Below are 24,275 nucleotides of genomic sequence, written 5' to 3'. Positions count from 1 at the left end.
CTTCGGCTCCCGCCCTGCGGGCGGTTCCCAATTCCGCTTTCCTGCGGAATTGTCACTCCTGCTTCAAAAAAAGCTCGCGCCTTGCCAAACGAAATAACTGCGCGTTTCCAAAATGCTATGTAATCAGTGCTTCCCTTGGTGCTTGCCACGCCAGAATGGGGCAGAAGCAGGTTCCCTTCACGGTGCATGTGTTTGCCTGCACCGTGAAGGCCTGAAACAATAGGTTACCCCGTAATTACAGCGTGTTGTGTGTGCACTTTGGGAGCATTACAAGGTGCTGGCAATAATGCCCAGCGCCTGTTCCATCAGCGCATCATCTGCCTGTGTGCCCATGTGCCCAAGGCGGAACACTTTGCTTTGGTACGCGCCCACGGTGTCTGTAATAACAAGGCCTTTGGCCCGCAGTTCTTTCTGCCAGGCAGGCCATGTTTTCCCTTTGGGCAGGAATGCGGCGGTGACAGTGGGGGAAGCGATAGCCCCGGCCTGCGGGAACAGGCTGATGCCAAGCTCTTCAAGCCCTGCGCGGCAGCGGGCTGCCACCCGTGCATGGCGGGCGAATACGTTTTCCGGCCCTTCCGCCAGCAGGGCATTTACCGCTGCATGGGTGGCGGCGGTGCCGCTCCAGTCTGGCGTGTATGGGAAGGCCCCGGTGGTGCCTACGTTTTCAAACGGGCGCAGGGCGTCGTACCCCTGGTAGCCCACGGTGCGGGCAATTTCCCAGGCCGCAGGGCTAACGCCCACGGCAGTGACACTGGCTGGGGCGGAAAGGCATTTTTGCCCGCCAGTGAGCAGAAAATCAATGTTCCAGGCGTCCATGTGCACAGGGGTGCCCCCTACGCTGGAAACCGCATCCACATACAACAGGGGCACACCCAGGCGCTTTTTCAGCGCGCCCAGTTCTTCCAGGGGGTTCAGGGTGCCGCAGGGCGTTTCACAATGCACCACGGAAATCATTTTGGGCTTGTGCTTGAGTATGGCCTGTTCAATCTGCTCCATATAGCCGGGCAGGTTGATGGTGCTTTGCTCCGGAAAGGCCACCATTTGGGGGATGCCGCCAACGCTTTGCACCATGCCTTCCATCCAGTACCCAAAGGGGCCAGTGCCAATGCACAGCACTGTTTCACCGGGGCGGATAGCACTTTTCAGCGCTCCCCACAGGGCTACCATGGGTTCGCCTGTCATAAGGCACACCTGGTTGCTGGTGCCCAGCAGGCGGGCAATGCCCTGGCACGTTTCGTTGTACAGGGGCAGGTAGGATTCTTCCAGAAAGCCGGAACCATAGTCTTTGGCAAGGGCTGCCAGGGCTGCGGGGTGCAGGCTGGTGGGGCCGGGAACCATGGGGACAAGGGCGTAAGGATTGGGGCAGAGTGGCATTGGGTTTTCCTTATTTGGGAAAGCGCTGAGTTTTCCGTTTGGCGGCGTTGCTGCACTCGTTTTGCGAGGGGGCAGGGCCAAAGAGCCCACCCCCCCGCAAAACAAGCTTGCGCCTTGCCAAACGAAAAAACTCAGCGCTTTCCGCGTTTCGTTGCATTGGCTAGGTGTGTTTGCCTATAAAACCTGACACAGGCAGAACAAAAAAGGACTTATGCACAGGATTGCTGAGGATTTTTTTGCTTCTGCCAAGGAAGGGAAGTTCTGTGCGGGGCGATGTGTATATGGACATACATGAGCGTCGTACAGAACGAACCTGACGCAGGCAGAACAAAAAAAGACCAGCAATCACTTTTCGAGGTGCACGGGAACGCCCAGGGGGGTGCGCTCAAACAGTTCGTCAATCTCTTCATTACTCAGGGCAATGCCGCCGTCTGTCCAGTCGGAAGCGCGGTGGGCAAGGCCGAGAAAGGCGGTGTCTTTGGTCAGGCCGTGTATGCCCACAGGCCCGGCAATGGGGCGGCCTTCTACCTGGGCATTGAGCAGGTCTTGGGCGTTGGGAAAAGAAAGTTCCAGGGTTTTGTGGTAGGGGCTGGCATCCTCTTTACGCCGAATGGCATAAATGCCTTCAGGCGTTTTTTTATCCCCAGGGACTTTGCGCTGGCCTTGCGGGTTTTGGCTCAGGGCCACCGGGTATACCCGCAGCACTTTTTCGCGGTAATAGGCATACAGGCGGTGTTCCTTTTTTTTCAACACCAGCCTGTCAAAGGTGGCTTTGGGGGCCAGGGGGCCGTTGGGGTAGGCCTCTGCTTCTGTGAGCGGTTGCAGCCGTTGGGCCACGTCTTTAGGCAGGTTCGCGGGCAATTTTTTGGGGGGCTGGGCCACGGCTGCGGGGGGTGTGCTTTGCGGGGGCAGGCCCGGTGCCCTGGTTGGCACGGGTGCCACAGGTGCCGCAGGGGGCACAGGCAGGCTTTCCGGCGTATTTCTGGCCTGTGTGGTTGCTGCTGGCGTGGTGGTTGCCTGTGTGTTTAGGGCAGGTTGTGGGGTAGGGGGTTGTTTATCCCACAACCACAGCGCAAACCACATGGCACCAGCCAACAGGCAAAAGGCAGCCACCAATTTGGTGCTGCGGCGGCGGGCGGGAAAACGGGTGCGCGGGTAGCGGGCCATAGGGAATTGTTCTCGGTTATTGCGTTATGCTTTTTATGGAAACGCTGAGTTATTCCGTAATTTCACAGTGCTTCTGTACCAGCGTTATGCAGTGCTTGTATGATATGTGTCTTCTTTGTGTCCAGCAGTTTTCTGTGCCCGGCAGGAAAGGCCAGGGCATCCATTTCTTCCAGGGTGGCCCAGCGGCATTCTGTGGCGGCGTGCAGGGCCGTGGCAAGGAAGCCCTGTGGGTTGCCGGGCAGGGTGCATACAAAGGCGTGCAGGGTAATGCGGTAGCGGGTGTAAGCATGGCGCACCGTGCCCAGGGGGTGCAGTATTTGCGGGGTGTAGTCAGTTTCTTCGCTAAATTCGCGTAGCACGCCCTGTTCCGGGGTTTCCCCTTCTTCCAGGCTGCCACCGGGAAATTCCCACAGCCCAGCCCATGCGCCGTGGTCCAGGCGTTTTTGCACAAACACCCGGCCCCGGTGCACCAGCACCCCGGTCACAATTTGCAGGGGCACATACACCATTTTAGCCCCGGTAATGGGGCGTTCAAACGTAAGGTCCAGGTAGCTGGCTTGGCAAAACCTTTCCAGGGGGCAAGCGCTGCATTTAGCGCGTTTGCCGCATACCAGTGCCCCAAGTTCCATAAGGGCCTGGTTAAAGTGCCGGGCTTGCCCTTGTGGAATGGCGTTCTGGGCGGTTTGCCAGAAAAAGGCTTGGGCTTCTTTACTTTTGGCTGGGGCGTCTACATCAAACAGGCGGGCAAACACCCGCTCTACGTTGGCGTCCACCGCAGGCACGGGCAGGTTGTGGGCAATGGAACACACCGCCCCGGCGGTGTAGCGCCCAACCCCTGGCAAGGCAACCATGCCTTCTGGTGTGCTTGGCAACACCCCCCCAAGGTTATGTTGTACGTGGCGGGCGGCGGCGTGCAGGTTTTTGGCGCGGGAATAGTAGCCAAGGCCTTCCCATGCTTTCAGTACGTCGTCCAAAGGGGCGCTGGCAAGGCTTGCCAGGGTGGGGAAGCGCTGCATCCATTGCGCAAAATAGGCAACGCCCCGCTCCATTTGGGTTTGCTGGAGCATGATTTCTGAAATCCATACCCGGTAGGCGTCCGGCGCTTCCCGCCAGGGCAGGGGGCGCTGGTGCGCGTTGTACCATTCCAGCAGGGCCGTGGCAAAGGGCAGGCACTCTTCTGGCGTGGGAATGTGGGGGTAGGCGGGTAGTAACATATGCGGCACAAGAAACGCTGATTTATTCCGTTTGGCGGCGTTACTTCACTTTTTTTGAAACAGTCGAGGACGGAAGAGTCCACTCCTGTTTCAAAAAAAGCTCGTGCCTTGCCAAACGAAATAACTGAGCGTTTCCAAAACTCCATTTAGTAAATGTATTCATAGGTGGCTATTTCTTAGTATGTCTTTGGCGTTCAAGCATAATCCGTTCCCATAGGATGGGGTTGGTGAACAGCCGCACGGGGGCCAGGCGCACAGCCTGCCACAAAATGCTGCGGCCTTGCGCATTCTGGTGCAGGGCAAAGTGGGCAAAGGCCAGTCGCACAAGGCCAGCTTGGCGGGCGGCACGGGAAAGGCCGGGCAGGGCCAGGGTGGCCTTGGCAAGGCGCAGGGTATCTTCTGCCCGTGCTTTTTTTTGGGCCGGGTCTTTGGTGGCTTGGGCCGGGTGCACCCGAATGGAAGCCAAAGGCTGGGGCAGGCTGGCAACCCGGCTGCCTGCCTGAATCATGGCAAGCCACAGGGCCAGGTCTTGGGCATAGGGACTGGTGGTGGGGTAGCCGCCAACGGCCTTGGCCTTTGCCGTGCGGAACATGCAGGCCGCGTGGGCAAACTGGTTGTAAAGGGGCAGGCGGTTGCACAGGGCTTCATGTTCCGGGGGGAACTGCTGGCTGCCTGTGCGTTCCCCTTGGGCGTTAATGGTCACAATATCGCTGCCCACAAGGTCTACACCGGGGTTTTGCTGCATGAAGTCGCGCTGCAATTCCAGGCGGCGGGGTGCGGCAATGTCGTCGGCATCAATAATGGCTACCAGTTCGGTGGTGACCATGCTCAGGGCCATATTCAGCACCTCAGTGCGGCTTATGGTGGCGGGCAGGCGTACAAGGTGCAGGCGTGGGTCGGTAACGGTTTCCAGCCATTGGCCGCTGCCGTCAGTGGAGCCATTGTCCAGCACCAGAAAGGTAAAGTCGTGCATGGTTTGGCCCAAAATGCTGTGCACGGCTTCCTGCAAATAGGGCATGCCATTGTACACAGTGAGCAGCACGGTTAACGAGGGAGAGGAGTTCATAACAAAAGCCTTGGGTGAAAGTAGAAAATGCGGCGTTATTATTTGCCGTTGCACAGGGCAAGAATGGCCCGAATTGCTTGTTCCATGCTGCCTGTGGGGGTAAAGCCTGTGGCCTTGTGCAGGGCCGTTGCCCGCACCTGAAGGCGTGGGCAGGGGCTTGGGGCTGTTTTGTAGTGAATGGGCACAGGCGTGCCCAGCATTTGCTGGGCTGTGCTGGCAATCAGTTCGGCCACTTCGCCGAGGGAAACGGTGCGCTGCGCGGCAGCAACAAACGTTTGGCCTGCCAAATCGCGCCGGGGCAGGAGCAGCTCAAAGCACCGGGCAATGTCCCCCAGCCATAAAAAGTCGCGCTCAATGGCTGGGTTGGCGTTGAGGGTAAGGCTGCCTTGTTCCACGGCCTGTTTGCACAGGTCATTAATAATCAGGTGCCATTTGTCGAAACCAGGGGAAACAGGTGCGCCATAGCCGTTGGTCAGGCGCACGGTAATGCATGGCATTCCGGCGGTATGCCCGAACATGCGGCAGTACTGCTCTGCAAACAGGTGGGTGAGGGCATAGTCGTTTTTGGGGTCTGGCGGGGTGAATTCGGTAATTTCCCCTTCACTTTTGCCGTACACATGGAACGTGCTGCAATACACCACCACGGGCAGGGGCGCTGCCCCTTGGGCTTTGTGGGCAAGTACCAGTGCCTCTAATACATTGCGCGTGCCAAGGGCATTGGCCAGCAGGGCTTCACGCGGGTAGCCCGGCAGGAATGCCTCATTCAGGCTGGCGGCATGTACAATGCCATGCAGCCCTTGTGGCAGCACCGCGGCGATTTCTTCCGGGCTTTGCCCGGCAAGGTCTGCCTGCACCAGTGTATACGGCACGCCAAGGTCGGGCTTGCCTGCCTTGCGCGACATGGCGAAGACCGTGTGCCCGGCTTGGGCCAGGTGGCGCACAGCCCAGGAGCCCACGTACCCCAGGCCGCCTGTAACAAGGTAATTCATGCGGTTTCCTTATCTAACCTTGTTTGAAAAAAGTGAGCAGGTTGCCATATCAAAAAATGAGTGAACAAACCATTCAAGGTAAATGGGCTTCCCCTAAAACATGTACGGCGGCTCGATGGGCCACCGGACATGGAGAAATGTCTACTTTCGGTTAGGCTTTTCCCGTCTCAATTTCTTTTTTAAGTGTTTTGATGGCGTTAATTTCTTTTATCCGTTTAAATATTTCCCATGGGCCAATAATAAAGCCTGCCAGAATGGCAAGCATCAGCTTTATTCCCGCGTATATTATGAAGCCAGCACCTGAAGTCAGGATGATAGGTGTAGGAATGCGGTTCAGGAATTGCCAGCCCCAATAGGCCCCGGCTAACATTAACCCGAGCACAATACCGCCACTTTTGTTCACCTCAGCATGGTAAGCCACAAGAGCCGCCACACCAAGAAAGATAAACACAGTAACAGCAAGATCAATATATAATCTTTGCGCTACAGAGGCATTATGCGCGAGCAAGCACGGTTCACAATGAGGGGGTACAAACCTGTTTACGCAAGAAGAGCAGAGAGCTTTACCACAGTGTTGGCAACTTCCCGCTGCGGGTGTGCCAGGGTGATTAATGCATTCCATAGGTTCCTCGGGGCGACGTGTTAGATGTAGAGGCAATGAGGTCAGCCCATTCAAAGGCTTGGGTCTTGGCACGATGCAATAACCCTTCAAAGAAGCGCAGCTTGAAGGAACAAATTAACGTAACAGGTATTATTTTACAAGCCCACTATCTAATGCACTATAGGGCTAAAATTTTGAGGAAAGGGGTTTTCCCCCTTCCCCGCAAGTCTTCCCTTCTTTCTTATTCAATAAGCGCCAAAATGGCTTTGGTTTTTTCTTCCAGCAGGGCGGGGTTGGCGCGTGTTTCCACGTTGAGTCGCAGCAGCGGTTCTGTGTTAGACATACGTATGTTGCAGCGCCAGTCGGGGAACTCCATGGAAACGCCGTCCACAAAGGTGGTGGCAATGGCGTCTTTTTCAAACGCGGCGCGCACCTTTTGGATGGCGGCTTCGGCGTTTTCCACCTTGCGGTTAATTTCGCCGCTCACGGGGTAGCGGGCCATGCGTTTGCCCACCAGTTGGGAAAGGGGCAGGCCTGTGCGGCTCATAAGCTGGTACACCAGCAGCCATACAATCATGCCGCTGTCGCAAAAGGCAAAGTTCTTGAAGTAATGGTGGGCGCTCATTTCCCCGCCGTACAGGGCATTTTCCTGGCGCATGCGGTCTTTCATGAAGGCGTGGCCCGTGCGGGTTTCAATGGGTGTTCCGCCAGCGGCAGTAACCACCTCACGGGTGTTCCAGGTAAGGCGCGGGTCGTGCAGAATGCTGGCACCGGGGTGGGTGGCAAGCAGCGCTTCTGCCAGCAGGCCCACCACATAATAGCCTTCCACAAATTCGCCGTGCTCGTCAAAAAAGAAACAGCGGTCAAAGTCGCCGTCCCAGGCAATGCCCAGGCTGGCCTTGTTTTCCAGCACGGCCTTGCGGGTAAGTTCACGGTTTTCCGGCAGCAGGGGGTTGGGCACGCCGTGGGGGAAGGTGCCGTCTGGCTCTGCATAAATGGGCACAATGGTGCAGGGCAGGTGCTTGGCCAGCTCTGCCACCACTGGCCCGGCACAGCCGTTGCCAGGGTTGGCTACAATGGTGAGGGGGGCAAGGTTTTTGACCCCTTGTGGCCCAAGGTATTCCAGCAAATGAGCAATGTAGGCTTCCCGGTAACTTTCATGACGGCTGGCGCCCCTGCGTTCAGCTATCGGCAAGTTACTGGTAAGTATGCGTTGCTCCAGCTTTTGCAGGCCATTGCCGGAGTGAATGGGGGTGGCCCCTTTGCCCACCAGCTTCAGGCCGTTCCAGTCTTTGGGGTTGTGGCTGGCGGTTACCATAATGCCGCCATCAAAACCCTGGCTGAAGGTGGCAAAATATACTTCTTCCGTGCCGCACTGCCCAAGGTCTACCACGTCCACCCCGCCGTCTTGCAGGGCAGCAATAAGCACCTTGGCAAAGTCTGGGCTGGAAAGGCGAATGTCGTAGCCAACGCATACGGTTTTGGGGGCAAATTCCGCAGCATAGGCAAGGCCAATGTGGCGCACCAGTTCAAGGTTCAGGTCTTGGGGCACCCTGCCGCGAATGTCGTATGCCTTGAAGCAGGCAAGTCCTTTAGCGTCCATAAATATCCTCCAGGCGAACAATGTCGTCTTCACCCAAATAGCTGCCGGTTTGAATTTCAATAATTTCCAGGGGCAACTTGCCCTGGTTGGAAAGCCGATGTACTGCCCCAATGGGAATGTAGGTAGATTCGTCTTCTTTCAGCAACAGTTCCTGGGTGTTTACGGTAACCGTGGCGGTGCCGCGCACAACAACCCAGTGTTCTGCCCTGTGGTAGTGCTTTTGCAGGGAAAGGTGCTGCCCTGGCAACACAACAATACGCTTTACCTGAAAACGGTCGCCCATGATGAGCGATTCATAACTGCCCCAGGGACGGTACACGCGGGCGTGGTTTTCCGCTTCCGGGCGTTTGTGCTTTTTCAAAAGCTGCACCATGGCTTTTACTTCCTGGTCGCGCCCGCGCTGGGCCACCATAACGGCGTCCGGTGTTTCCACCACCACCAGGCCGGAAAGGCCAATGCCTGCCACCAGGCGGGACTGGGAAAACACAAAGCTTTCCTTGCAGTCGTGCAGCAGCACGTCCCCTTCTGTGGCATTTTCGTTCTCATCGTGGGGGGCGGTTTCATACAGGCTTCCCCAGGAGCCAAGGTCGCTCCACTGGGTGTGCAGGGGCACCACGCAGGCGTGGCTGGTGTGTTCAAACACGGCGTAGTCAATGGAATCGGCAGGGCAGGCAGCGAATTCCTCGGCATCTACCCGCAAAAAGTCCATGTCTGTGCTGCGGGCGGCAAAGGCTTTGGTGCATGCTTCATAAATGGCAGGGGCAAAGCGTTCCAGTTCCTGCAGGTAGCGTTCCGGGGTGAACAAGAACATGCCGCTGTTCCATAAATACCCGCCCTGGGCCAGAAACTGGCGGGCGCGGTCTTCTTGCGGCTTTTCCACAAATTGGGCCACCTTGAACAGGTTTTCCCCCAGGGCTGGGCCTTGCTGAATGTAGCCGTACCCGGTTTCCGGTGCTGTGGGCACTACCCCGAAGGTAATAAGAGCCCCTTCCCGCGCAGCAGGCATGGCAGCGCTAATGGCTTGGGCCAGGCTTTCAGGCTGGGAAATGTTGTGGTCTGCGGGCAGCACCAGCATGACACTGCCGGAATTTAGCAGTTGCAATGCGGCCAGGGCAATAGCCGGGGCCGTGTTTTTGCCCACGGGCTCCAGCAGCAGGTTTCCCTTCAAGCCGTTGGCGGGGTGGGCACTTTCCGCTGGCAGTTCTGCCAGTGCTTCCTGCAACTGGCTGGCAGCAAGAAAGCGGTGGTTGTGGTTGCACACCACCAGGGGGGAAAGGGCACCGGGCATGGCCGCGGCACGGGTAACAGCCTGCTTGAACAGGGTGGAACCGCGCAAGGGCATGAACTGCTTGGGCAAGTCTTTGCGGGAAGCGGGCCACAAGCGGGTGCCGTCGCCGCCGCACAGAATAACGGGTTGGAGCATGGTTGTCCTCACGTGAGTATAGCAATAGGAAATAGTGTATTATGATATGCCATTTCAGGGGGAAAAGCAATTTGTGCGGGGGGGGGCACGTGGTGGCGGGTTCCAAGTTGGCAGCGGCTAGGGGCTTTGCTGGGCACAGCCATGGCTTGCAGCCGCATGGGGCCTATGCGCTGTGAGCCTGCCCACGCCTGCACAGGGCATAAAACGCCTGCCCAAGGGCAATGCTGCCGTCGTTGGGGGGAAGCTGGGTGTGGTAGAGCGGGGTAAGCCCCTGGGTGCGAAGCTGGCTGCATAGCAGGCGAAGCAAGGTGGCGTTTTGCAAACATCCCCCCGCAAGCCCCACATGCTGCACACTGTGCTGCTTTGCCAGAGTACCAGCCACACTAGCAAGGCCATGGGCCAGTTGGCTATGGAACAGTGCTGCCACCTGGGCTGGCGTGCTTCCCTGCTCCAGGGCCTGCACACAGGAATGGAACAGGGCGCGGGTATTGAAGCGGGGAACATCGTGGGCATGGGCCGGGGGAAGCAGCAGGGGGGCCACGGTATGGGGGAACGGCGAGCTATGAATGGTGTTTTCATTTATTGGGGGACGCTGTCCCCCAGTTCCTGCAAAGGGCGTGACGCCCCTTGACCCTCTCTTTGCGGACTCCACGGGTATAGTCTTTAACTGTACTTCCTCTTCCGGCCATTGCGCTTCTTCCAGCCGAATGGCCGCCTGCCCTTCATAGGTAACGTGCAGGCACAGGCCGAGCAAGGCTGCCACGGCATCAAACCATCTGCCCAGGCTGGAACTGGTGGGGCATTGGATATTCTTTTGCAGCATGGCCCCCAGCAGGCGCAGGGCCGCAGGCGTAGCGGCGGGGAAAGTCCTAGGGCCAAGACCTTCAGCTACAGGCAGGCACCAGGGCAAGGGATAGCCCCCGGTGGTGTGGGTGGCTTCCGGGCAGGCAAGGCAGCCTAGGTCCAGGAGCAGGGCATGGGCAATGCGCCAGGGTTCGCGTATGGCGGCTTCCCCGCCGGGCAGGGCCAAGGGGGTAAGGCTTGCCAGCCGGGTACAAACACCATTGGCAGGGTGGCACAGCAGCATTTCCCCGCCCCACAGGGTGCCGTCGTCACTATAGCCTGTGCCATCAAGGGTAAGGGCCAAGGCCGGGGCACTGTGTCCGTTTTCTGCCAGCACGGCAAAGGCATGGGCCGTGTGGTGCTGCACCCGCAGCAGGGGCACGCCGTGCTCTGCGCTCCAACCTTCCATGTGGGCAGAACTGGCATAGCCGGGGTGGGCGTCTGCCACGGCAAGGGTGGGGGTAACCCCCAGCAGGCTGGTAAGGTGGGTGTGAATTTCCCCATGGAACAGGGCGTTTTCCAGGCTGTCCATGTCGCCTATGTGCTGGCTGACAAAAGCAATGGGGCCTTTGGTAAGGCACAGGGTATTTTTCAGGTCTGCCCCGGCAGCCACAATGCAGGGTAGTGCAAGTGGCTGAACGCTCTCTTGCCCTTCGGCTTGGGGCAGGGGCAAGGCCGTTGGCTGGGGAACAAAGCCCCTGGCCCGGCGGTAAAACAGGGGGCCGCACCCCGGCACATGGCGCACCACCGAATCGTCCACCCGAATGAGAATGTCGCGGTTGTGCAGTAAAAAACCTTCTGCCAATGGAGCAAGGCGCTGCAATGCTTCCCGGTTGCCAAGGCAAATGGGCTGGCCTTGAGGGTTGCCGGAGGTCATAACCAGAGCAAGGGGCACGTTATGGGGTAAAGCGAGTGATGTGTTTGATTGCTCAAGCCGTTGCTGCACAGCCTGAAACAACACAAAATGCAAGGGCGTATACGGCAGCATAATGCCAATGTGGGGGGTGTCTGGCGAAATGCCAGCAAGCAGCGGGCGCAATGCAGGGCGCAGGCGGCACAGCACAATGGGGCGCTCAATGGAACACAGCAGGGCTTCTTCTTCTGCACTGACATGGGCAAGGGTCTGGGCAGCGTGCAGGTGGGGCACCATAACGGCAAAGGGCTTGTGTGGGCGGTTTTTGCGCTGGCGGAGGCGGCCTACGGCAGGGGCACAAAAGGCATGGCAGGCAAGGTGGAAGCCACCAAGGCCTTTCAGGGCGAGGATGCCCCCCCCAGCCAGCAGGGCGGCGGCCTGTTCCATGGCCTGCGCCCCTTGCAGGGCAGCGTTTTCCGGGTGGGTGCCTGGGTGAGTGTTTGGGTGAGTGTTTGGTTGAATGCCAGCGTGTTGCTGCGGTGCGTTGTGGGGTGTGCCCACATACCACACTTTTGGGCCGCACACCGGGCAGGCGTTGGGCTGGGCGTGAAAGCGGCGGTTTAGCGGATTTCCGTATTCTTGCTGGCAGGCCGGGCACATGGGAAAGCAGGCCATGCTGGTGGTGTGCCTGTCGTAGGGCATGTGGCGGGTAATGGAATAGCGGGGGCCGCAGTTGGTGCAGTTGGTAAAGGCATAGCCAAAGCGCCTGTTGTGCGGCTGGGAAATGTCGTTGCCGCAGGCTTCGCACATGCCGGTATCCGGGCTGATAAGCACATTGTGGGTGCTGGCGTCCTGGCTTTGGGCAATACAAAAGCCCGCTTCGTGCGGCACAACAGGGAGTTGTTCCTGAAGGCACTGCGTGATACGGGCAAGCGGGGGGAGGCTGTGGTGCAGGGCGTGGCGGAAGCGTTCCAGGCTGGTGGGGGGGCCTTGCACTTCAATGTTCACGCCTTGGGGGGTGTTGCCCACCAGGCCGGAAAGGCCAAGCTCTGCTGCCTGCACGAAGACGAAGGGACGGAAGCCCACGCCCTGCACTTGCCCTTGCACCGTGAAGCGCCACCGGGCCGTGGGGGCAGGGGGGGAAGTGGGAGGGTAAGCTGCCATGACTTCTCTTGTATTTTGTTTTGGGCGTGTGACCTTCTCCGCTCGGGCTTCGTGGAGATGTGCGGGCAGCAAAGCTACCCGCACCCTCTCAGCTCTTCCCTCTAAATCTTTAACCCCCCCCGTAATTCATCCAAACTACTAATTCCATACTTGTGCATGGTGTGGGGCAAGGCTTCGGCAATGCGGAAGGCAGCATCTGGCAGGGCAATGTTGGCGGTGCCCACCTGCACGGCGCTGGCCCCCACAAGAATGAATTCCAGCACATCTTCCGGGGTGCTAATGCCACCAATGCCAATAACCGGAATGGACACGGCGCGGGTTACTTCCCACACGCAGCGCAAGGCAATGGGCTTAATGGCCGGGCCGGAAAGCCCCCCAATGACGTTGGCAAGCAAGGGGCGTTTGCTTTGCAGGTCAACCCCCATGCCCGTAACGGTATTGATGCAGGAAAGGGCAGTGGCCCCGGCCCCTTCACAGGCTTTGGCAATTTCCGTAATGGAAGTGACATTGGGGGAAAGCTTTACCAGCACAGGCAGGGTGCCGGAAGCATTCACAACCGCTTCTGTCACTTTGGCAGCCATGGTGGCGCTTTGCCCAAAGCTTGAGCCGCCTTCCTTGACATTGGGGCAGGAAATGTTCACTTCCAGGGCGGCAATGCCTTCCGTGGCGGCCAGTTTCCCTGCCAGTTCTGCAAATTCCGCCGGGGAAGTGGCGTACAGGTTCACAATAACCGGCACGTCTTTGTGGGGTAATTTGGGGAGTTTGCGTTTAACAAACTCGTCAAAGCCACAGTTTTGCAGGCCCACGGCGTTCAGCATACCGGAAGGTGTTTCCGCAATGCGGGGCATGGGGTTGCCCTGGCGTGGCAGCAGGGAAAGGCCTTTGGCCACAATGCCGCCAAGGCTGGCAAGGTTGCCAAAGGGGGTATATTCCAGGCCATAGCCAAACGTGCCAGAGGCAGTAAGCACCGGGTTGTTCAACACCAGGGTGCGGCCGTTGCCGGAAAGGGTAATACGTTGTTTGCCCATTTCTGGCTCCTTACAGCTTTACCTGGTGCGCCCAAAAATTGGGGCCACAGGTGCATGTTTGCAGGTTGTGGTATTCTTCACCCTTGCACACCGGGCTATCCGCCGGGGGAATAAGCGATGCCTTTAACGCCACTTGTACCACGCACCCAAGGCAGGCACCAACGCCGCAACCCATGCGGGTTTCCAGCGCTAGCTGTGTTCTTACCTTGTGTTTTAGGGCGAATGTTTGTACGGTGCGTAGGAAGGGTGTAGGCCCACATGCCAGCACAAGGCCTTTGGCCTTGGCATGTTCCTGCATACGTTTTTCCATCAGGGCAATAAAGCGGTCTCTGTCTTCCACCGTATTTTCCCGGTGGGGAGCCGCATCAATTTTTTCATTCAGGCTGTCAAAGGGGTAACAGTCCAGCGGCAGGCGGTGCCCAAATTCCATGGAAAGGTTCCATGGGGCAGGGTGGGTGTGGGCATATTCTACAAAGGGAGCAATGCCAATGCCCCCTGCCAGCAGCAGGGTGGGGGTGTCTTTTTCCACCCGCAACGAGTTGCCAAGCGGGCCCCACACGTCTATAACGTCGCCCGGACGCAATTTTGCCATTTCTTTGGTAACGCGGCCCCGTGCCTGGAAAAATATAACCAGATCACGCGGCGTTACCCGGCAAATGGAAAAGGGACGGCCCCAAATGTGGTTGCCGTGGTTGCCGCTAAGGCGCAACATAACAAATTGGCCTGGGGCTATTTCCTTCCATGCAGGGGGGGAAAGCCGCAAGGCCAGGAACTCGGCTTCCTGACCGGAGTTGCCAAAGGGCACAAGGTCAAGCACCGTTTCTTTGGACAGTATTGGGTATGACATGGTGTGTATCCATTAGTCCTGAAGCAGGACGGTTGTATTTACATGGAAACGCTGATTTATTTCGTCTTTACTAAACGAAAACACAATATTTCCAAACGCTCTGTAGTCAGTGTTTTTTTGTGAAAAGGCGCACACAGGGTGGTGTTCGCACCCCCCTTCTACCGCGTAGTCTGTTTTTGCACAAGCCACTGCAACACGCAATTTCTGTATCCCATCCTTAAACCACCAAGAGTCCTTCATGCCTCCAGCATCATCACATAAAAAGAAAAAGGCTTCTGCCTCTTCCCGGCCCGGCAAAACTGTGCGCGGGGGAAAATCTCCCCGGCAAGAACATTCCCCAAGGCGGGGGAAACCATCAATGCCCCAAGGGGAAAGGCAAGACATTCAGGTTTTGTCTGCCCCGCAACTTTTGCCCAGCCCCGCGCTTGTCACTACCCCGCAGCTTGTAACTTCCCCCGGCCCCAGTACCCCGCCAGAAATTTTGGCCCCGGCAGGGGACATGCCTTCCGCCCTGGCAGCCTTTGCCGCAGGGGCAGACGCTGTGTTCCTTGGGCTGAAGCTGTTTTCTGCCCGCATGCTGGCGGAAAACTTCTCCTCTTCCGACGTTTCCCGCCTTGTGCACCTTGCCCAAAAAGAAAACCGCAAGGTGTATGTGGCCATGAACACGTTCATGAAGCCAGGGGAACTTGCCAAGGCCCTGCGCCTTATTCGCCGCCTGGTGCTGGAAATACAGCCCCATGCCCTTATTGTGCAAGACCCCGGCTTTTTTCCCCTGGCCCGCGAAGCTGGCTTTACCGGGGAACTGCACCTTTCCACCCTGGCCAACGTTACCCACCAGAAAGGCCTGCTGGCAGCCCAGGCTGCCGGGGCGGCGCGGGTAATTTTGCCGCGTGAACTTTCCTTGGCAGAAGTGGCCCAAATGCATGAAGCCTGCCCCCCCGGCCTTAGCCTTGAGCTGTTTGTGCACGGGGCGCTGTGCTATTGCGTTTCCGGCAGGTGCTGGTGGTCCAGTTACATGGGGGGCAAAAGTGGCTTGCGCGGGCGCTGCGTGCAGCCATGCCGCCGGGTGTACACCCAAAAAGGCAAGGAAGGGCGCTTTTTCTCCTGCCTGGACCTTTCCCTGGATAGCATGGTGCGCGGCTTGCTGCCCCTGACCAACGTGCGTTCCTGGAAAATTGAAGGCCGCCGCAAGGGGCCGCACTATGTGTACCACGTGGTGAAGGCCTACCAGCTTCTGCGCGACGCAGGGGGCGAGGTTGAGGCACGCAAGGAAGCGGAAGAGCTGCTGCGTTTTGCCTTGGGCCGCCCTGGTACGCGGGCGCTGTTCTCCATTCCGGCAGAAGGGGCAGGCAAAGGCGCACTGCGGGAAGCTTCCCCCCTGGCCGTGCTGCAGGGCAAGCGCATGCAAACGTCTTCCGGCCTTTTGTGCGGACAAATGGACCAAAATGCCGAAAACCAGTGGGCCTTCAGGCCCAAGTTTGCCCTGCACGTGGGCGATTACCTGCGGGTGGGGTATGAAGATGAACCGTGGCACACCATGGTTTCCATGAAAAAGGCGGCCCCGGCGGGCACCCCCCACGTGGTGCGGTTTGAGCGGGGCAGGTTTCCCAAACCCGGCACCCCAGTATTTTTGCTAGACCGTAAAGAGCCTGCCTTGATGACAGCGCTGAAAACATGGCAAACCAAGCTGGAAGCCAGCAAGATGAACGCCCCGGCCGGGGATGAAATAAACAACCTGTACCCCCCCGTGTTTGCCAGCAAAGGCAAGCCTGCTGGCGGCAAAACGCATATTATGCTGCGTAGTTCTTTGCCCCAGGGCAAGGAAGGCAAGGCATTTTTGCGCCCAGGTGCCATGCAGGGGTTGTGGATAACCCCCCGTGCGGTGGAGCAGGTTTCCCGCACCTTGTTCGACCGTATTTCCTGGTGGCTGCCCCCCGTAATATGGCCGGATGAAGAAGCCGCAATGGTACGCCTGCTGCACGACGCCCAGCGCAAGGGCGCACGCTCGTTTGTGTGCAACGCCCCGTGGCAGGCAGGCTTTTTTGGCGAACCCGGCCCGCGTTTCCCCCGCCTTACGGCAGGACCATTTTGCAACATTACCAATGCCGCAGCGGTGCATACCCTGGCAGGCATGGGCTTTGCCGACGTTATTATCAGCCCGGAACTGGGGCGTGAAGATGCCCTTTCCCTGCCGGGGCAAAGCCCCCTGCCCCTTGGCATTGTGCTGGACGGTTTTTGGCCCATGGGTATTTCACGCCACGCCCCCATGCCTTTGGACGAGCGCGAAGGCTTTCAAAGCCCCAAGCGCGAAAGCTTCTGGATGCGCAAATACGGGCAGAACACCTGGATTTACCCCGCATGGCCCCTGGACCTTTCTCCCCATGCCGCAGCCCTGACCAGGGCCGGGTACAGCACCTTTGTTTCCATGCAGGAACACCCCCCCAAAGCCGTTGGGGAAGTGGAACGCACCAGCCCGTTTAACTGGGAACTGGATGTGTTGTAATGGAATGCTGTTTTTAGCGTTGTTATTTGGCATAATATGTTGCCATGCAGTAAAATTGTATGTTTGATGGGATAAGAACTGTGTTTATTTGGCGTAGTATGTTGTCTTTTTCTCTTAATCTTTTTATTATAAAGACGATAAGACACAATGAGCAACTTATGGCAATGTGGGTTAAACAATAAAATGCATTGCTAATAGTAATAACAGAATGAATTTTAAGATACAGGTGGTTCTATGAGTATTCGTATCAAAATGATGCTTGCCATTCTTACGGCTGTGGTGGTTACCCTGGCCGGGGTAACGCTTACGGTATCGCAAAAGTTGCAAACTGCACTAACAGAAAATTTTGCTGTAACAAGCCAGGCCCAACTGGACAGGGTAAGTGCATTTGTAGACAGTTTTTTCGCCAGAACCATGAGCGATATTCGCTTTATGGCATCTATGCCCCAGGTGCGTGAAAACCTGGGCAATATGACGGTATATAAAAACCTGGGCGTAGACGTTACTCCGGTGGGGTTGCAGCTTCCCCCTAAGGAACGTGAGCTGTTTCAGTTGTTTTCCTCTTGGCAGGCCAACAACCCATGGTACTTGCTTGTGTACCTGGGGGACAGCCAGGGTGGCTTTGTGCAAGCCCCGGACGACCCCTTAAGTGCAGGCTACGACCCTGCAAGCCGCCCCTGGTTTGCTGAAGCGCAGCGCGCAGGCAAGGCCGTGGTGACGGAAGCCTACATTTCTGATACAGGCACAGTTGTTTCAACCGTTGCAGTTCCTGTAACGGGCAATAGCGGTGTGCAGGGCGTGCTTGGCATTGATATTAGCTTGGAAAGCCTAACCAAGGAACTGGGGCGCATTCGCATTGGCAAAACAGGGAGTATTCTGCTGCTTGACCACACCGGGCAGGTGCTGGTGGCTGAAGATAAAACCTGGCTGGGCAAGGCCCTTACCGACTTGCCCGCCGAGGCCGGCAAGGTGCTTGGTGCCTTGCGTGCGCAAAGGCAGGGTGTTTCAGAAACCGTGCTGAGTAACACAACGTGGCTTGCCGGGGTACACACCACCAGTGATAACTGGACTCTTATTTTGCTACAGGACAAGGACGAAATTTTTGCCGACGCCATGGCCCTGACCATGAGTATTTTCATTGTGGGCCTTGGTATTTTGGCGGTTATGGCCGGGGTTGCCTATGTGCTTTCCAAAAGCATTGTGGGCCCGTTGGAAGTGTTGGCTTCGGCTGCTCAGTCTGTGGCAGAAGGTAACCTGGATGCCATTCCGGCAGAAGGTAAGGGCTTTACGGCGGAACTTGGGCTGCTGCACCGCAGTTTGCAGGGCATGGTCACCACGCTGGCCGCCCTTATTGCAGAAGGCAAGGGCAAAGTGCGTGAAGCAGAAGATGCCCTGGAACAGGCCCGGCATTCCGCTGCCGCAGCGGAAGAAGCCAAAATTGCAGGGGAACAGGCCCGGCGTGACGGTATTTTGGAAACGGCGGAGCAGCTTAGCGCTGTGGTGCAGCAAATTACCGGGGCAGCAGGGCAACTTTCCAGCGAGGTAACCGCCACCGCTGATAGCGTGGCAACCCAGCAGCACCGGGTAGGGGAAATTGCCACAGCCATTTCCCAAATGACTGTGGTGCTTACGGAAATGGCTGATAACATCAGCAGCACTTCCGGCCTTGCCGACGCTGCCCGTGCACAGAGTGTTGATGGGAAAAAATTGGTGCACGACATGGTAGCCAGCATTGCCCAGGTTGAAAAAGAAAGTATTGTTATGGGCAAAAGCCTGGAAGCGCTGGGCACACAGGCCAAAGACATTGGCGAAATTATGGGCGTAATTAACGACATTGCCGACCAGACCAACCTGCTGGCCCTGAACGCCGCCATTGAAGCGGCCCGTGCCGGGGAAGCCGGGCGCGGGTTTGCCGTGGTAGCCGATGAAGTGCGCAAACTGGCGGAAAAAACCATGCAGGCCACCCAGCAGGTGGGCAGCGCCATTACCAGCATTCAGCGGGGCACGGATGAAAGCCTGCGGGCCATGCAGAATTCTTCCGGCATTGTCACCCATTCGGCCGAACTGGCAGGCCAGGCCGGGGCAGCCCTTGACCGCATTGAAGGCATGGTGGACAAAACTGCCGACCAGGTGCGCACCATTGCCGCAGCCACAGAAGAGCAGTCTGCCACGGCAGAAGAGGTGAACAACAGCACTGGTGCAGTGCGGCAGGCGGCAGATAGCGTGAGCAGCGCAGCCTTGCGCTCCCGCGAGGCAGTGGCAGCCCTGCTGGGGCTGGCAAAGCACCTGGAGTCTATTATTACCAGCCTGCGTAAATAAGCCTGCGGGCATTTATGCCTGCCGTTTTGTAGAAGTGGCCGTTACAGTGTTCCTGTAGCGGCCACTTTTTTGCGCCTCAGGGAGAACTCCCTATGCAGTTTTCTGCAGGGGTGAAAGCTTCATGGCAGCAAGAATTAGTACAAGTGCCACCACGTACAGGGCCATCAGCACCAAACACGCGCCGCGCTGCCTGTCCTCATTTGCGTATCGCTTCAATCGAAGATTCCACTTGCCGGATCTGTTTACCCGCTTGGCCTATGTTGCCATAAGGACTCCACCTATGCCCTACAGGTTACTGAAGTGGGCTGAGGGCGATGTGTGATTATGTTATTTAATATAAAAAACTATTAATAAAAAATTCATATGTGATAATAAATTGACTATATTCATAAAGTAATATATTTGTAATTTGCGTATACGTGTTGACCTTTAATTGTTCTAACAAATGAGGTTTTTCATGAAGAAATTCTTAATGACTTTTTGCTGCTTGGGCGCACTTGCATTTGCCGGAGCCGCGTGTGCGGAAGAACCCGCTATCTTGGCCGACCTTGGGCAAAGCCAGGCGGTAGCTATGGCTGATGATGCCACCTTGGATGCAGCCCAAGGGGCAAATATCACGGAGTATTCCGTGATATTTAGCTATGGTGCCAATTTTAGGACTGACGCTCGCAGCAAAACATTTAGCAATTGGAGATTATCCAGCGGGCCGCGTTCTCTCTATACCAACTATTTTGGAACATGGTATGTCAGCGATAGTAGGGTTCACGGCTATCCTATGGTTATTTGGAATCAGAGTAACAGCCCTGTCTCGGCCTGGGCTACTCGCCGCTAACGTGTTATAGACTTGTCAACAAGGAAAGCTGCCATATAGGCAGCTTTCCTCCTTTTATATTGATAAAATGTCGGGAAGATGTACATATGAAAATTTGCTCTATACTAGCGATTAGTTGCATGTCTTTTTTTATATCATCAACTGCCGTTGCGGATACAGTATCTTTAGTAAATGGCGAAAAATTGAATGGCATTTTTTTTCGATATTCACAGTATGCTGTAGAAATATACGCGCATGGAGAAAAAAGGACAATAAATACAAGCGATATTAAATCAATTGAAACATCATCACATGTGAAACTCATCCTTGATAGTGGTGAGACTGTTATTGGGATGCTGCTTTATAATGGTCAAGAGGCGGTTATTAATTCTGAAAAATTTGGTATAATAAGTTCTAGAAAAGATACTATATCATCCATTTCATCTACGATGAATGAAAATAAAATTATTGCACAGTTAAATTCACCCAAAAATGTGGCCGCAAAGACAACAAATAAAACTGTCGGAGAAGACTCTGAGTCACCTCCTAAAGAATATTTGAGAGGTTCAACTGTAATCAGAAAGCCGGGCGAAGTTGAACTTGCTCTGACACTTTCATACGATAGAAGCCGCTACGACAACCCCGTGATTTCAACAATGTTTGGTGTTGTTGCAAACGAAACACGAAATAGATTTACTGCCGACATCGCAACAACGGTTGGTATAACAGAACGCCTTGAAGCATGGTTAAACGTGCCTTTCCAGTACGCAACTTTTGATAGAACAGAGGGGATATATCAAAGCAAAAAGGACGGAGGCGGCATAGGCGACCTTTCCGCTGGAGTTCGTTTTCTCGCAATCGGGGAAGGAATACAAACCCCTTCGGTAACGTTTTCTCTTGATGCCATTGCACCAACAGGCGAGGCTCCCTATACGAGTAACCAACTTGATGCCGCTATCGCATCGGGTAGGGGGAACTGGGCCATCCGCCCAGGTGCACACTTTGTCACAACAACTGACCCACTTACTTTTTTTTATGGAACTAGCTATCAATATGAGTTTTCAGCAACACATGAGGGCACAGACTATAAACGTGGGGACAGAATCGGCTATTACGGCGGTGTAGGCTTTGCGGTTAATGACCAAGCTAGCCTGAGCGCGAGATTATCAGGAGAACATGTTTTTGAGCTAAAAAAAGCCGGTGTAGAACAGTATGGAACTTCTTTAGACCCTGTAAGCATCGGACTTGGATTGAGCTATCGAACGTTAAGTCATTTGATAATAAACCCATTTGTAAACTTTGGATTAAATGATGATGCGTCTGATTTTGTTCTTGGGCTATCTTTAGCAAGATCGTTTTAAATCATGAGTAAGAATATTATATTGATGCTACTAACCATTTGTACACTATATAATTATGGATGTACTCCATTAGAAAAAAATAAGAAAGAAGTGTCATCATGGCAAAAAATAAAATGGCAGAATGTTAATCGCCAGATATACGATTACTCTTGTGGTGCTGGCGCATTATCCACTTTAATAGAATATTATTTTCATGACCCCGCACCGGAACCATTTATTTTAGATGATATGTTCAACAGAATCCCCCCTGACGAACTAAAGGCAAGGCTAGCTCGCGGCTTCTCAATGCAAGACCTCAAAATACAGGCGCAAAGCATGGGATATGTTGCAGCGGGAGTAGAACTGTCGCCGGAAATGCTTGAAAAATTAAAAGGGCCGGTAATCGTGCTTTTGGAAGGAAAAGAAATTAACCATTTTGTTATTGTGAAGGGAATCGGACAAGGGCGAGTCTATCTGGCAGACCCCTCGCGTGGAAATATATGGATCAGGCATGATGATTTTATTTCTCAATGGAAAGGCGGGCTAGCCCTTGTCCTTGGGAAGGCGGGTTTTGGATTGCCTACTGACCATCTGCTTGCTCTGAACCAAGAATTATCTCCTGAATGGAAAGACCCACAAGTGGAAATGTTGAGGAACCAGCATAGACAGTTCCAGAATATACCAGATAAATTTTTTAGGATTATTTTTCCTGTTGAAACAATTAATTAAAGCCCCTCTCGCAAGAGAAGGGCTTTGCAGTTACTGACCCTCTTTAAGAAACCCGGGCAATAATCGTTCCCTCTTTAAACGGACTTCCTCTTCTTCGCTAGGAGCAAAATTCTTTTGGGCCAGTGATACGAGTGATTCTCCTGATGCGGGTGGTTGCCCGTTATTAAAAGAGCCCTCTCCAGCCAACCATGCAGTCGTGCCGGGTAAGTCATGTTCCCATCTATCCATAGCACTATAAAGCGCATCACGTGCCTTGCCCATATCACTGTCTGAGAGAACCTGCTGCCCCCCTATAGCATCAAGAGTCATAAGCTCATACGTGTTGCGATTTAGTTTTCTATTCGCGTCAGTGAAAGAGGTGTTTGAGGCCGCCTGCCATAACACATCACGCTCTTTTAACAACTGCTGACGTCTCGCTTGATTTTCCGGAGGCCACGCCGAGTAATCCGGTTCATCTACCATCCCCATATTTTTACGAAAGTCATCATACCAATCAGAAATTTTGGCAGCGACATCTCCAGAGGTAGTGGAACCATTTTCTCCCGCCTGGTTGGCGTTTTTCATGGCAAAGTATTTTTCTATTGCCTCACTGGAGATATTGACTGTGCATGCCACCCCAAAGGACTGAGAAGGTTGTGGACTGGTTTTACGGACTTTTTCATTAAAAAAAGTGTCCATACCTCTTGTTTGACCGATAGCATTGATACTCATTGATGCACCTCCTTGGGTGAAAATTTTTCCTTGCTATATACAAAAGCAAATAATATGCCAACGGGCTAGCTTTCAATAGTAAATGACACCCTTTCCTATAATAGAAAGAGTGTCGAATTTTCTGAAAACGTTATTTTTTGTAACGCCAGCAGTAATGTCTCCTTGCAATCAGCGTATCCGAGCCAACCGCAGAAATCGCTTTTTTCGTCACGGCGGTTTTTCATCTGCTTATCGCAAACGGGGCAAGTTTTGCCGCTTATGCCCGTAAGCCTGGAAAAAGACAATAGCGGCTTAGACTCTACTTTTGAGGCTACTAAAAATGGGGAGATTACCGGCAAAAGCCTGATGAATTTTGAAGCCCAGCGTACCCTGGGGGCACCTCTATTTGGCAGGCAAAATGACGTACTGGGGGCGCTTGTGCTGCTTGGGGCGGAAAAGCCCTTCCCCCAAAGCCGTATACCTGCCCTTGGTGAACAACTGTGCGTGGCTGCCAACACCGTGAGTATTCAGTGTGGGCATCTTGATCATGAGCATCATTTTTTTTGACCGTTCGGGCTTCGTGGAAATGGGCTGGCAGCAAAGCTGCCCGCAGCCTTCGTCTTCCTACTCCCCAAAAGTAGAATGCTCGCGGCGGCACACCGCATGAAACTTTGTGTTTCCTCTCTTACACAGGCGACTATTTTGCAATAGTTTCAGTCGCTACAACAAAAAACCGCCGGGGCATGTACACTGCTGCATGCCCCGGCGGTTTATTTATGGCGTTGTCAGAACGTTATGGAATGAAACTATTCGTCAGAGGAATCATCTGCGCCAAAGTCAGCATCCCCCAGCCCTTGTTCTTCCAGGCGGGCTTGCAGGGCTTTTTGCTGTTTGCGTTCCCGTGTGCCCAAGGGTTTGAGTTTTTCAAATTCCTGCGAGCGTTCCTGAATGCGGGCAAATACCAGAAAGCCCGTGTGGGCTACCATGCGGTCGTTGGGGCGCAGGCGGTCTGCCACGGCCTTCCAGCCGCGCACAAGTACTTCTTCCACTTCCACGTCGTCAAAGGGGCCAGTTTCCAGGCCGCGCAGCAATTGGGAAACCTGGTCCACTGTGGGCACCAGAAAGGCCAAAGCCCCGCCGGGGCGCACAGCCTTGGCCACGTGCCCCAGGTATTCCCACGGGGTGCGCACATCAAGGAACAGGGCGTCGGCATCGGTCTGGTCAAAGCCGTCTTTCACGTCGCGCAGGTGCTGGGTAACGTTTTGCCCCACGCCTGCCCATTCCAGGTTGCGCTTGCACAGCTCGTAAAATTCTTCCCGCGCTTCATAGGTATACACGTGGCCGCGCGCGCCGGAAAACCAGGACATGGCCACGGTAAGGCTGCCGGAGCCGGAACCGGCTTCAATAACCCGCGTGCCGTTGCCAATGCCAAGGCGCATGCAAATGTAGCCAATGTCCTTTGGGTAAATAATTTGGGTTTGGCGGCGCACGCCCCGCACCAAATCATACAGCGTAGGCTTTTTAATGCGGTAAGGCACCCCTTGCAGGGTTTTTACTTCTGTGCCGAAATCGGCTGCTGCAACAGTGGCTGCTGGCAGCACACCGTCGGAACCGTGAATGTCTTGGCCTTCCATGAGGCGGCGGAGGCTCCGCTTGCCTTTGGCACTTGCCAGTATAAAAAGCTCGCCGTATTTCGGCATGTATCTATCCT

At 55.3% G+C, this 24,275-nt stretch carries 19 protein-coding genes and 1 pseudogene; 7 read left to right on the top strand and 13 right to left on the bottom strand.

The window, feature by feature from the left end:
* Positions 1-267: 267 nt before the first annotated feature.
* From G497_RS0108655 to G497_RS0108590, 11 genes are all read right to left on the bottom strand, one after another.
* Complete coding sequence (locus G497_RS0108655) at positions 268-1,374, bottom strand: pyridoxal-phosphate-dependent aminotransferase family protein (protein ID WP_027187850.1); 1,107 nt, start codon at positions 1,372-1,374, stop codon at positions 268-270.
* Positions 1,375-1,719: 345 nt separating this feature from the next.
* Positions 1,720-2,541 (bottom strand): L,D-transpeptidase family protein, encoded by an 822-nt coding sequence (locus tag G497_RS19175; protein ID WP_051257986.1) that lies wholly within the window; start codon positions 2,539-2,541, stop codon positions 1,720-1,722.
* Positions 2,542-2,603: 62 nt separating this feature from the next.
* Complete coding sequence (gene mutY, locus G497_RS0108635; RefSeq protein WP_051257985.1) at positions 2,604-3,755, bottom strand: A/G-specific adenine glycosylase; 1,152 nt, start codon at positions 3,753-3,755, stop codon at positions 2,604-2,606.
* Between the two features lie 169 nt (positions 3,756-3,924).
* Positions 3,925-4,821: a glycosyltransferase gene (locus G497_RS19170; RefSeq protein ID WP_027187846.1), complete on the bottom strand. Its 897-nt coding sequence runs from the start codon at positions 4,819-4,821 to the stop codon at positions 3,925-3,927.
* A gap of 38 nt (positions 4,822-4,859) precedes the next feature.
* Complete coding sequence (locus tag G497_RS0108625) at positions 4,860-5,810, bottom strand: NAD-dependent epimerase/dehydratase family protein (RefSeq protein ID WP_027187845.1); 951 nt, start codon at positions 5,808-5,810, stop codon at positions 4,860-4,862.
* Between the two features lie 151 nt (positions 5,811-5,961).
* Positions 5,962-6,432 carry a hypothetical protein gene (locus tag G497_RS20130; protein ID WP_156908013.1) on the bottom strand — a complete coding sequence of 157 codons (471 nt, stop codon included), beginning with the start codon at positions 6,430-6,432 and terminating at the stop codon, positions 5,962-5,964.
* A 220-nt stretch (positions 6,433-6,652) separates the two neighbouring features.
* Positions 6,653-8,014: a phosphohexomutase domain-containing protein gene (locus tag G497_RS0108615; protein ID WP_027187843.1), complete on the bottom strand. Its 1,362-nt coding sequence runs from the start codon at positions 8,012-8,014 to the stop codon at positions 6,653-6,655.
* Entirely contained in the window at positions 8,004-9,437 is a 1,434-nt protein-coding gene (locus G497_RS0108610) for a mannose-1-phosphate guanylyltransferase/mannose-6-phosphate isomerase (protein ID WP_027187842.1), read from the bottom strand. The genes G497_RS0108615 and G497_RS0108610 overlap by 11 nt, the downstream gene beginning before the upstream one ends.
* A gap of 163 nt (positions 9,438-9,600) precedes the next feature.
* Complete coding sequence (locus tag G497_RS17440) at positions 9,601-12,297, bottom strand: carbamoyltransferase HypF (RefSeq protein ID WP_051257984.1); 2,697 nt, start codon at positions 12,295-12,297, stop codon at positions 9,601-9,603.
* 101 nt (positions 12,298-12,398) lie between these two features.
* Complete coding sequence (locus tag G497_RS0108595; RefSeq protein WP_027187841.1) at positions 12,399-13,325, bottom strand: dihydroorotate dehydrogenase; 927 nt, start codon at positions 13,323-13,325, stop codon at positions 12,399-12,401.
* Positions 13,326-13,335: 10 nt separating this feature from the next.
* A complete protein-coding gene (locus G497_RS0108590; RefSeq protein WP_027187840.1) occupies positions 13,336-14,172 on the bottom strand; it encodes an iron-sulfur cluster-binding protein in 837 nt (278 codons plus the stop codon).
* 238 nt (positions 14,173-14,410) lie between these two features.
* Between G497_RS0108590 and G497_RS0108580 the strand changes: the two genes are divergently transcribed.
* The 6 genes and pseudogenes from G497_RS0108580 to G497_RS0108555 all read left to right on the top strand — a co-directional run bounded on the left by G497_RS0108580 (position 14,411) and on the right by G497_RS0108555 (position 21,874).
* Positions 14,411-16,675: a peptidase U32 family protein gene (locus G497_RS0108580; RefSeq protein ID WP_245576369.1), complete on the top strand. Its 2,265-nt coding sequence runs from the start codon at positions 14,411-14,413 to the stop codon at positions 16,673-16,675.
* 234 nt (positions 16,676-16,909) lie between these two features.
* The gene (locus G497_RS0108575) at positions 16,910-18,994 is read left to right on the top strand and encodes a methyl-accepting chemotaxis protein (protein ID WP_027187837.1); all 2,085 of its coding nucleotides are present in this window, start codon (positions 16,910-16,912) and stop codon (positions 18,992-18,994) included.
* A 151-nt stretch (positions 18,995-19,145) separates the two neighbouring features.
* Positions 19,146-19,316 (top strand): annotated as a pseudogene (locus tag G497_RS20615) (IS1595 family transposase); the annotation flags it as partial.
* A gap of 135 nt (positions 19,317-19,451) precedes the next feature.
* Positions 19,452-19,826, top strand: coding sequence for a hypothetical protein (locus tag G497_RS0108565; RefSeq protein WP_027187836.1), 375 nt, complete (start codon positions 19,452-19,454; stop codon positions 19,824-19,826).
* 119 nt (positions 19,827-19,945) lie between these two features.
* Positions 19,946-21,166, top strand: a complete 1,221-nt coding sequence (locus G497_RS0108560) for a transporter (RefSeq protein ID WP_169726989.1) — start codon at positions 19,946-19,948, stop codon at positions 21,164-21,166.
* Between the two features lie 3 nt (positions 21,167-21,169).
* Complete coding sequence (locus tag G497_RS0108555) at positions 21,170-21,874, top strand: C39 family peptidase (protein ID WP_084516144.1); 705 nt, start codon at positions 21,170-21,172, stop codon at positions 21,872-21,874.
* Positions 21,875-21,904: 30 nt separating this feature from the next.
* On the opposite strand, the gene G497_RS0108550 is transcribed toward G497_RS0108555, so the two are convergent.
* Positions 21,905-22,585 carry a hypothetical protein gene (locus tag G497_RS0108550; RefSeq protein ID WP_027187833.1) on the bottom strand — a complete coding sequence of 227 codons (681 nt, stop codon included), beginning with the start codon at positions 22,583-22,585 and terminating at the stop codon, positions 21,905-21,907.
* Between the two features lie 249 nt (positions 22,586-22,834).
* On the opposite strand from G497_RS0108550, the gene G497_RS0108545 reads away from it, so the two are divergent.
* A complete protein-coding gene (locus G497_RS0108545) occupies positions 22,835-23,131 on the top strand; it encodes a hypothetical protein (RefSeq protein ID WP_027187832.1) in 297 nt (98 codons plus the stop codon).
* A gap of 239 nt (positions 23,132-23,370) precedes the next feature.
* On the opposite strand, the gene G497_RS0108540 is transcribed toward G497_RS0108545, so the two are convergent.
* Positions 23,371-24,264 (bottom strand): tRNA (adenine-N1)-methyltransferase, encoded by an 894-nt coding sequence (locus G497_RS0108540; RefSeq protein WP_027187831.1) that lies wholly within the window; start codon positions 24,262-24,264, stop codon positions 23,371-23,373.
* Positions 24,265-24,275: the final 11 nt, after the last annotated feature.

The sequence above is a fragment of the Desulfovibrio cuneatus DSM 11391 genome (assembly GCF_000430005.1).
Taxonomy (GTDB): Bacteria; Desulfobacterota; Desulfovibrionia; order Desulfovibrionales; family Desulfovibrionaceae; genus Frigididesulfovibrio; species Frigididesulfovibrio cuneatus.
Note: the sequence above shows the minus strand (reverse complement) of the source record. Positions and strands in the feature narration are given on the sequence as shown.

What these genes read in the sequence shown, in the direction of transcription:
- G497_RS0108655 (WP_027187850.1), bottom strand. Translation starts at nt 1,374, where the DNA reads ATGCCACTCTGCCCCAATCCTTACGCCCTTGTCCCCATGGTTCCCGGC.
- G497_RS19175 (WP_051257986.1), bottom strand. Translation starts at nt 2,541, where the DNA reads ATGGCCCGCTACCCGCGCACCCGTTTTCCCGCCCGCCGCCGCAGCACC.
- mutY (WP_051257985.1), bottom strand. Translation starts at nt 3,755, where the DNA reads ATGTTACTACCCGCCTACCCCCACATTCCCACGCCAGAAGAGTGCCTG.
- G497_RS19170 (WP_027187846.1), bottom strand. Translation starts at nt 4,821, where the DNA reads ATGAACTCCTCTCCCTCGTTAACCGTGCTGCTCACTGTGTACAATGGC.
- G497_RS0108625 (WP_027187845.1), bottom strand. Translation starts at nt 5,810, where the DNA reads ATGAATTACCTTGTTACAGGCGGCCTGGGGTACGTGGGCTCCTGGGCT.
- G497_RS20130 (WP_156908013.1), bottom strand. Translation starts at nt 6,432, where the DNA reads ATGGAATGCATTAATCACCCTGGCACACCCGCAGCGGGAAGTTGCCAA.
- G497_RS0108615 (WP_027187843.1), bottom strand. Translation starts at nt 8,014, where the DNA reads ATGGACGCTAAAGGACTTGCCTGCTTCAAGGCATACGACATTCGCGGC.
- G497_RS0108610 (WP_027187842.1), bottom strand. Translation starts at nt 9,437, where the DNA reads ATGCTCCAACCCGTTATTCTGTGCGGCGGCGACGGCACCCGCTTGTGG.
- G497_RS17440 (WP_051257984.1), bottom strand. Translation starts at nt 12,297, where the DNA reads ATGGCAGCTTACCCTCCCACTTCCCCCCCTGCCCCCACGGCCCGGTGG.
- G497_RS0108595 (WP_027187841.1), bottom strand. Translation starts at nt 13,325, where the DNA reads ATGGGCAAACAACGTATTACCCTTTCCGGCAACGGCCGCACCCTGGTG.
- G497_RS0108590 (WP_027187840.1), bottom strand. Translation starts at nt 14,172, where the DNA reads ATGTCATACCCAATACTGTCCAAAGAAACGGTGCTTGACCTTGTGCCC.
- G497_RS0108580 (WP_245576369.1), top strand. Translation starts at nt 14,411, where the DNA reads ATGCCTCCAGCATCATCACATAAAAAGAAAAAGGCTTCTGCCTCTTCC.
- G497_RS0108575 (WP_027187837.1), top strand. Translation starts at nt 16,910, where the DNA reads ATGAGTATTCGTATCAAAATGATGCTTGCCATTCTTACGGCTGTGGTG.
- G497_RS0108565 (WP_027187836.1), top strand. Translation starts at nt 19,452, where the DNA reads ATGAAGAAATTCTTAATGACTTTTTGCTGCTTGGGCGCACTTGCATTT.
- G497_RS0108560 (WP_169726989.1), top strand. Translation starts at nt 19,946, where the DNA reads ATGTCTTTTTTTATATCATCAACTGCCGTTGCGGATACAGTATCTTTA.
- G497_RS0108555 (WP_084516144.1), top strand. Translation starts at nt 21,170, where the DNA reads ATGAGTAAGAATATTATATTGATGCTACTAACCATTTGTACACTATAT.
- G497_RS0108550 (WP_027187833.1), bottom strand. Translation starts at nt 22,585, where the DNA reads ATGAGTATCAATGCTATCGGTCAAACAAGAGGTATGGACACTTTTTTT.
- G497_RS0108540 (WP_027187831.1), bottom strand. Translation starts at nt 24,264, where the DNA reads ATGCCGAAATACGGCGAGCTTTTTATACTGGCAAGTGCCAAAGGCAAG.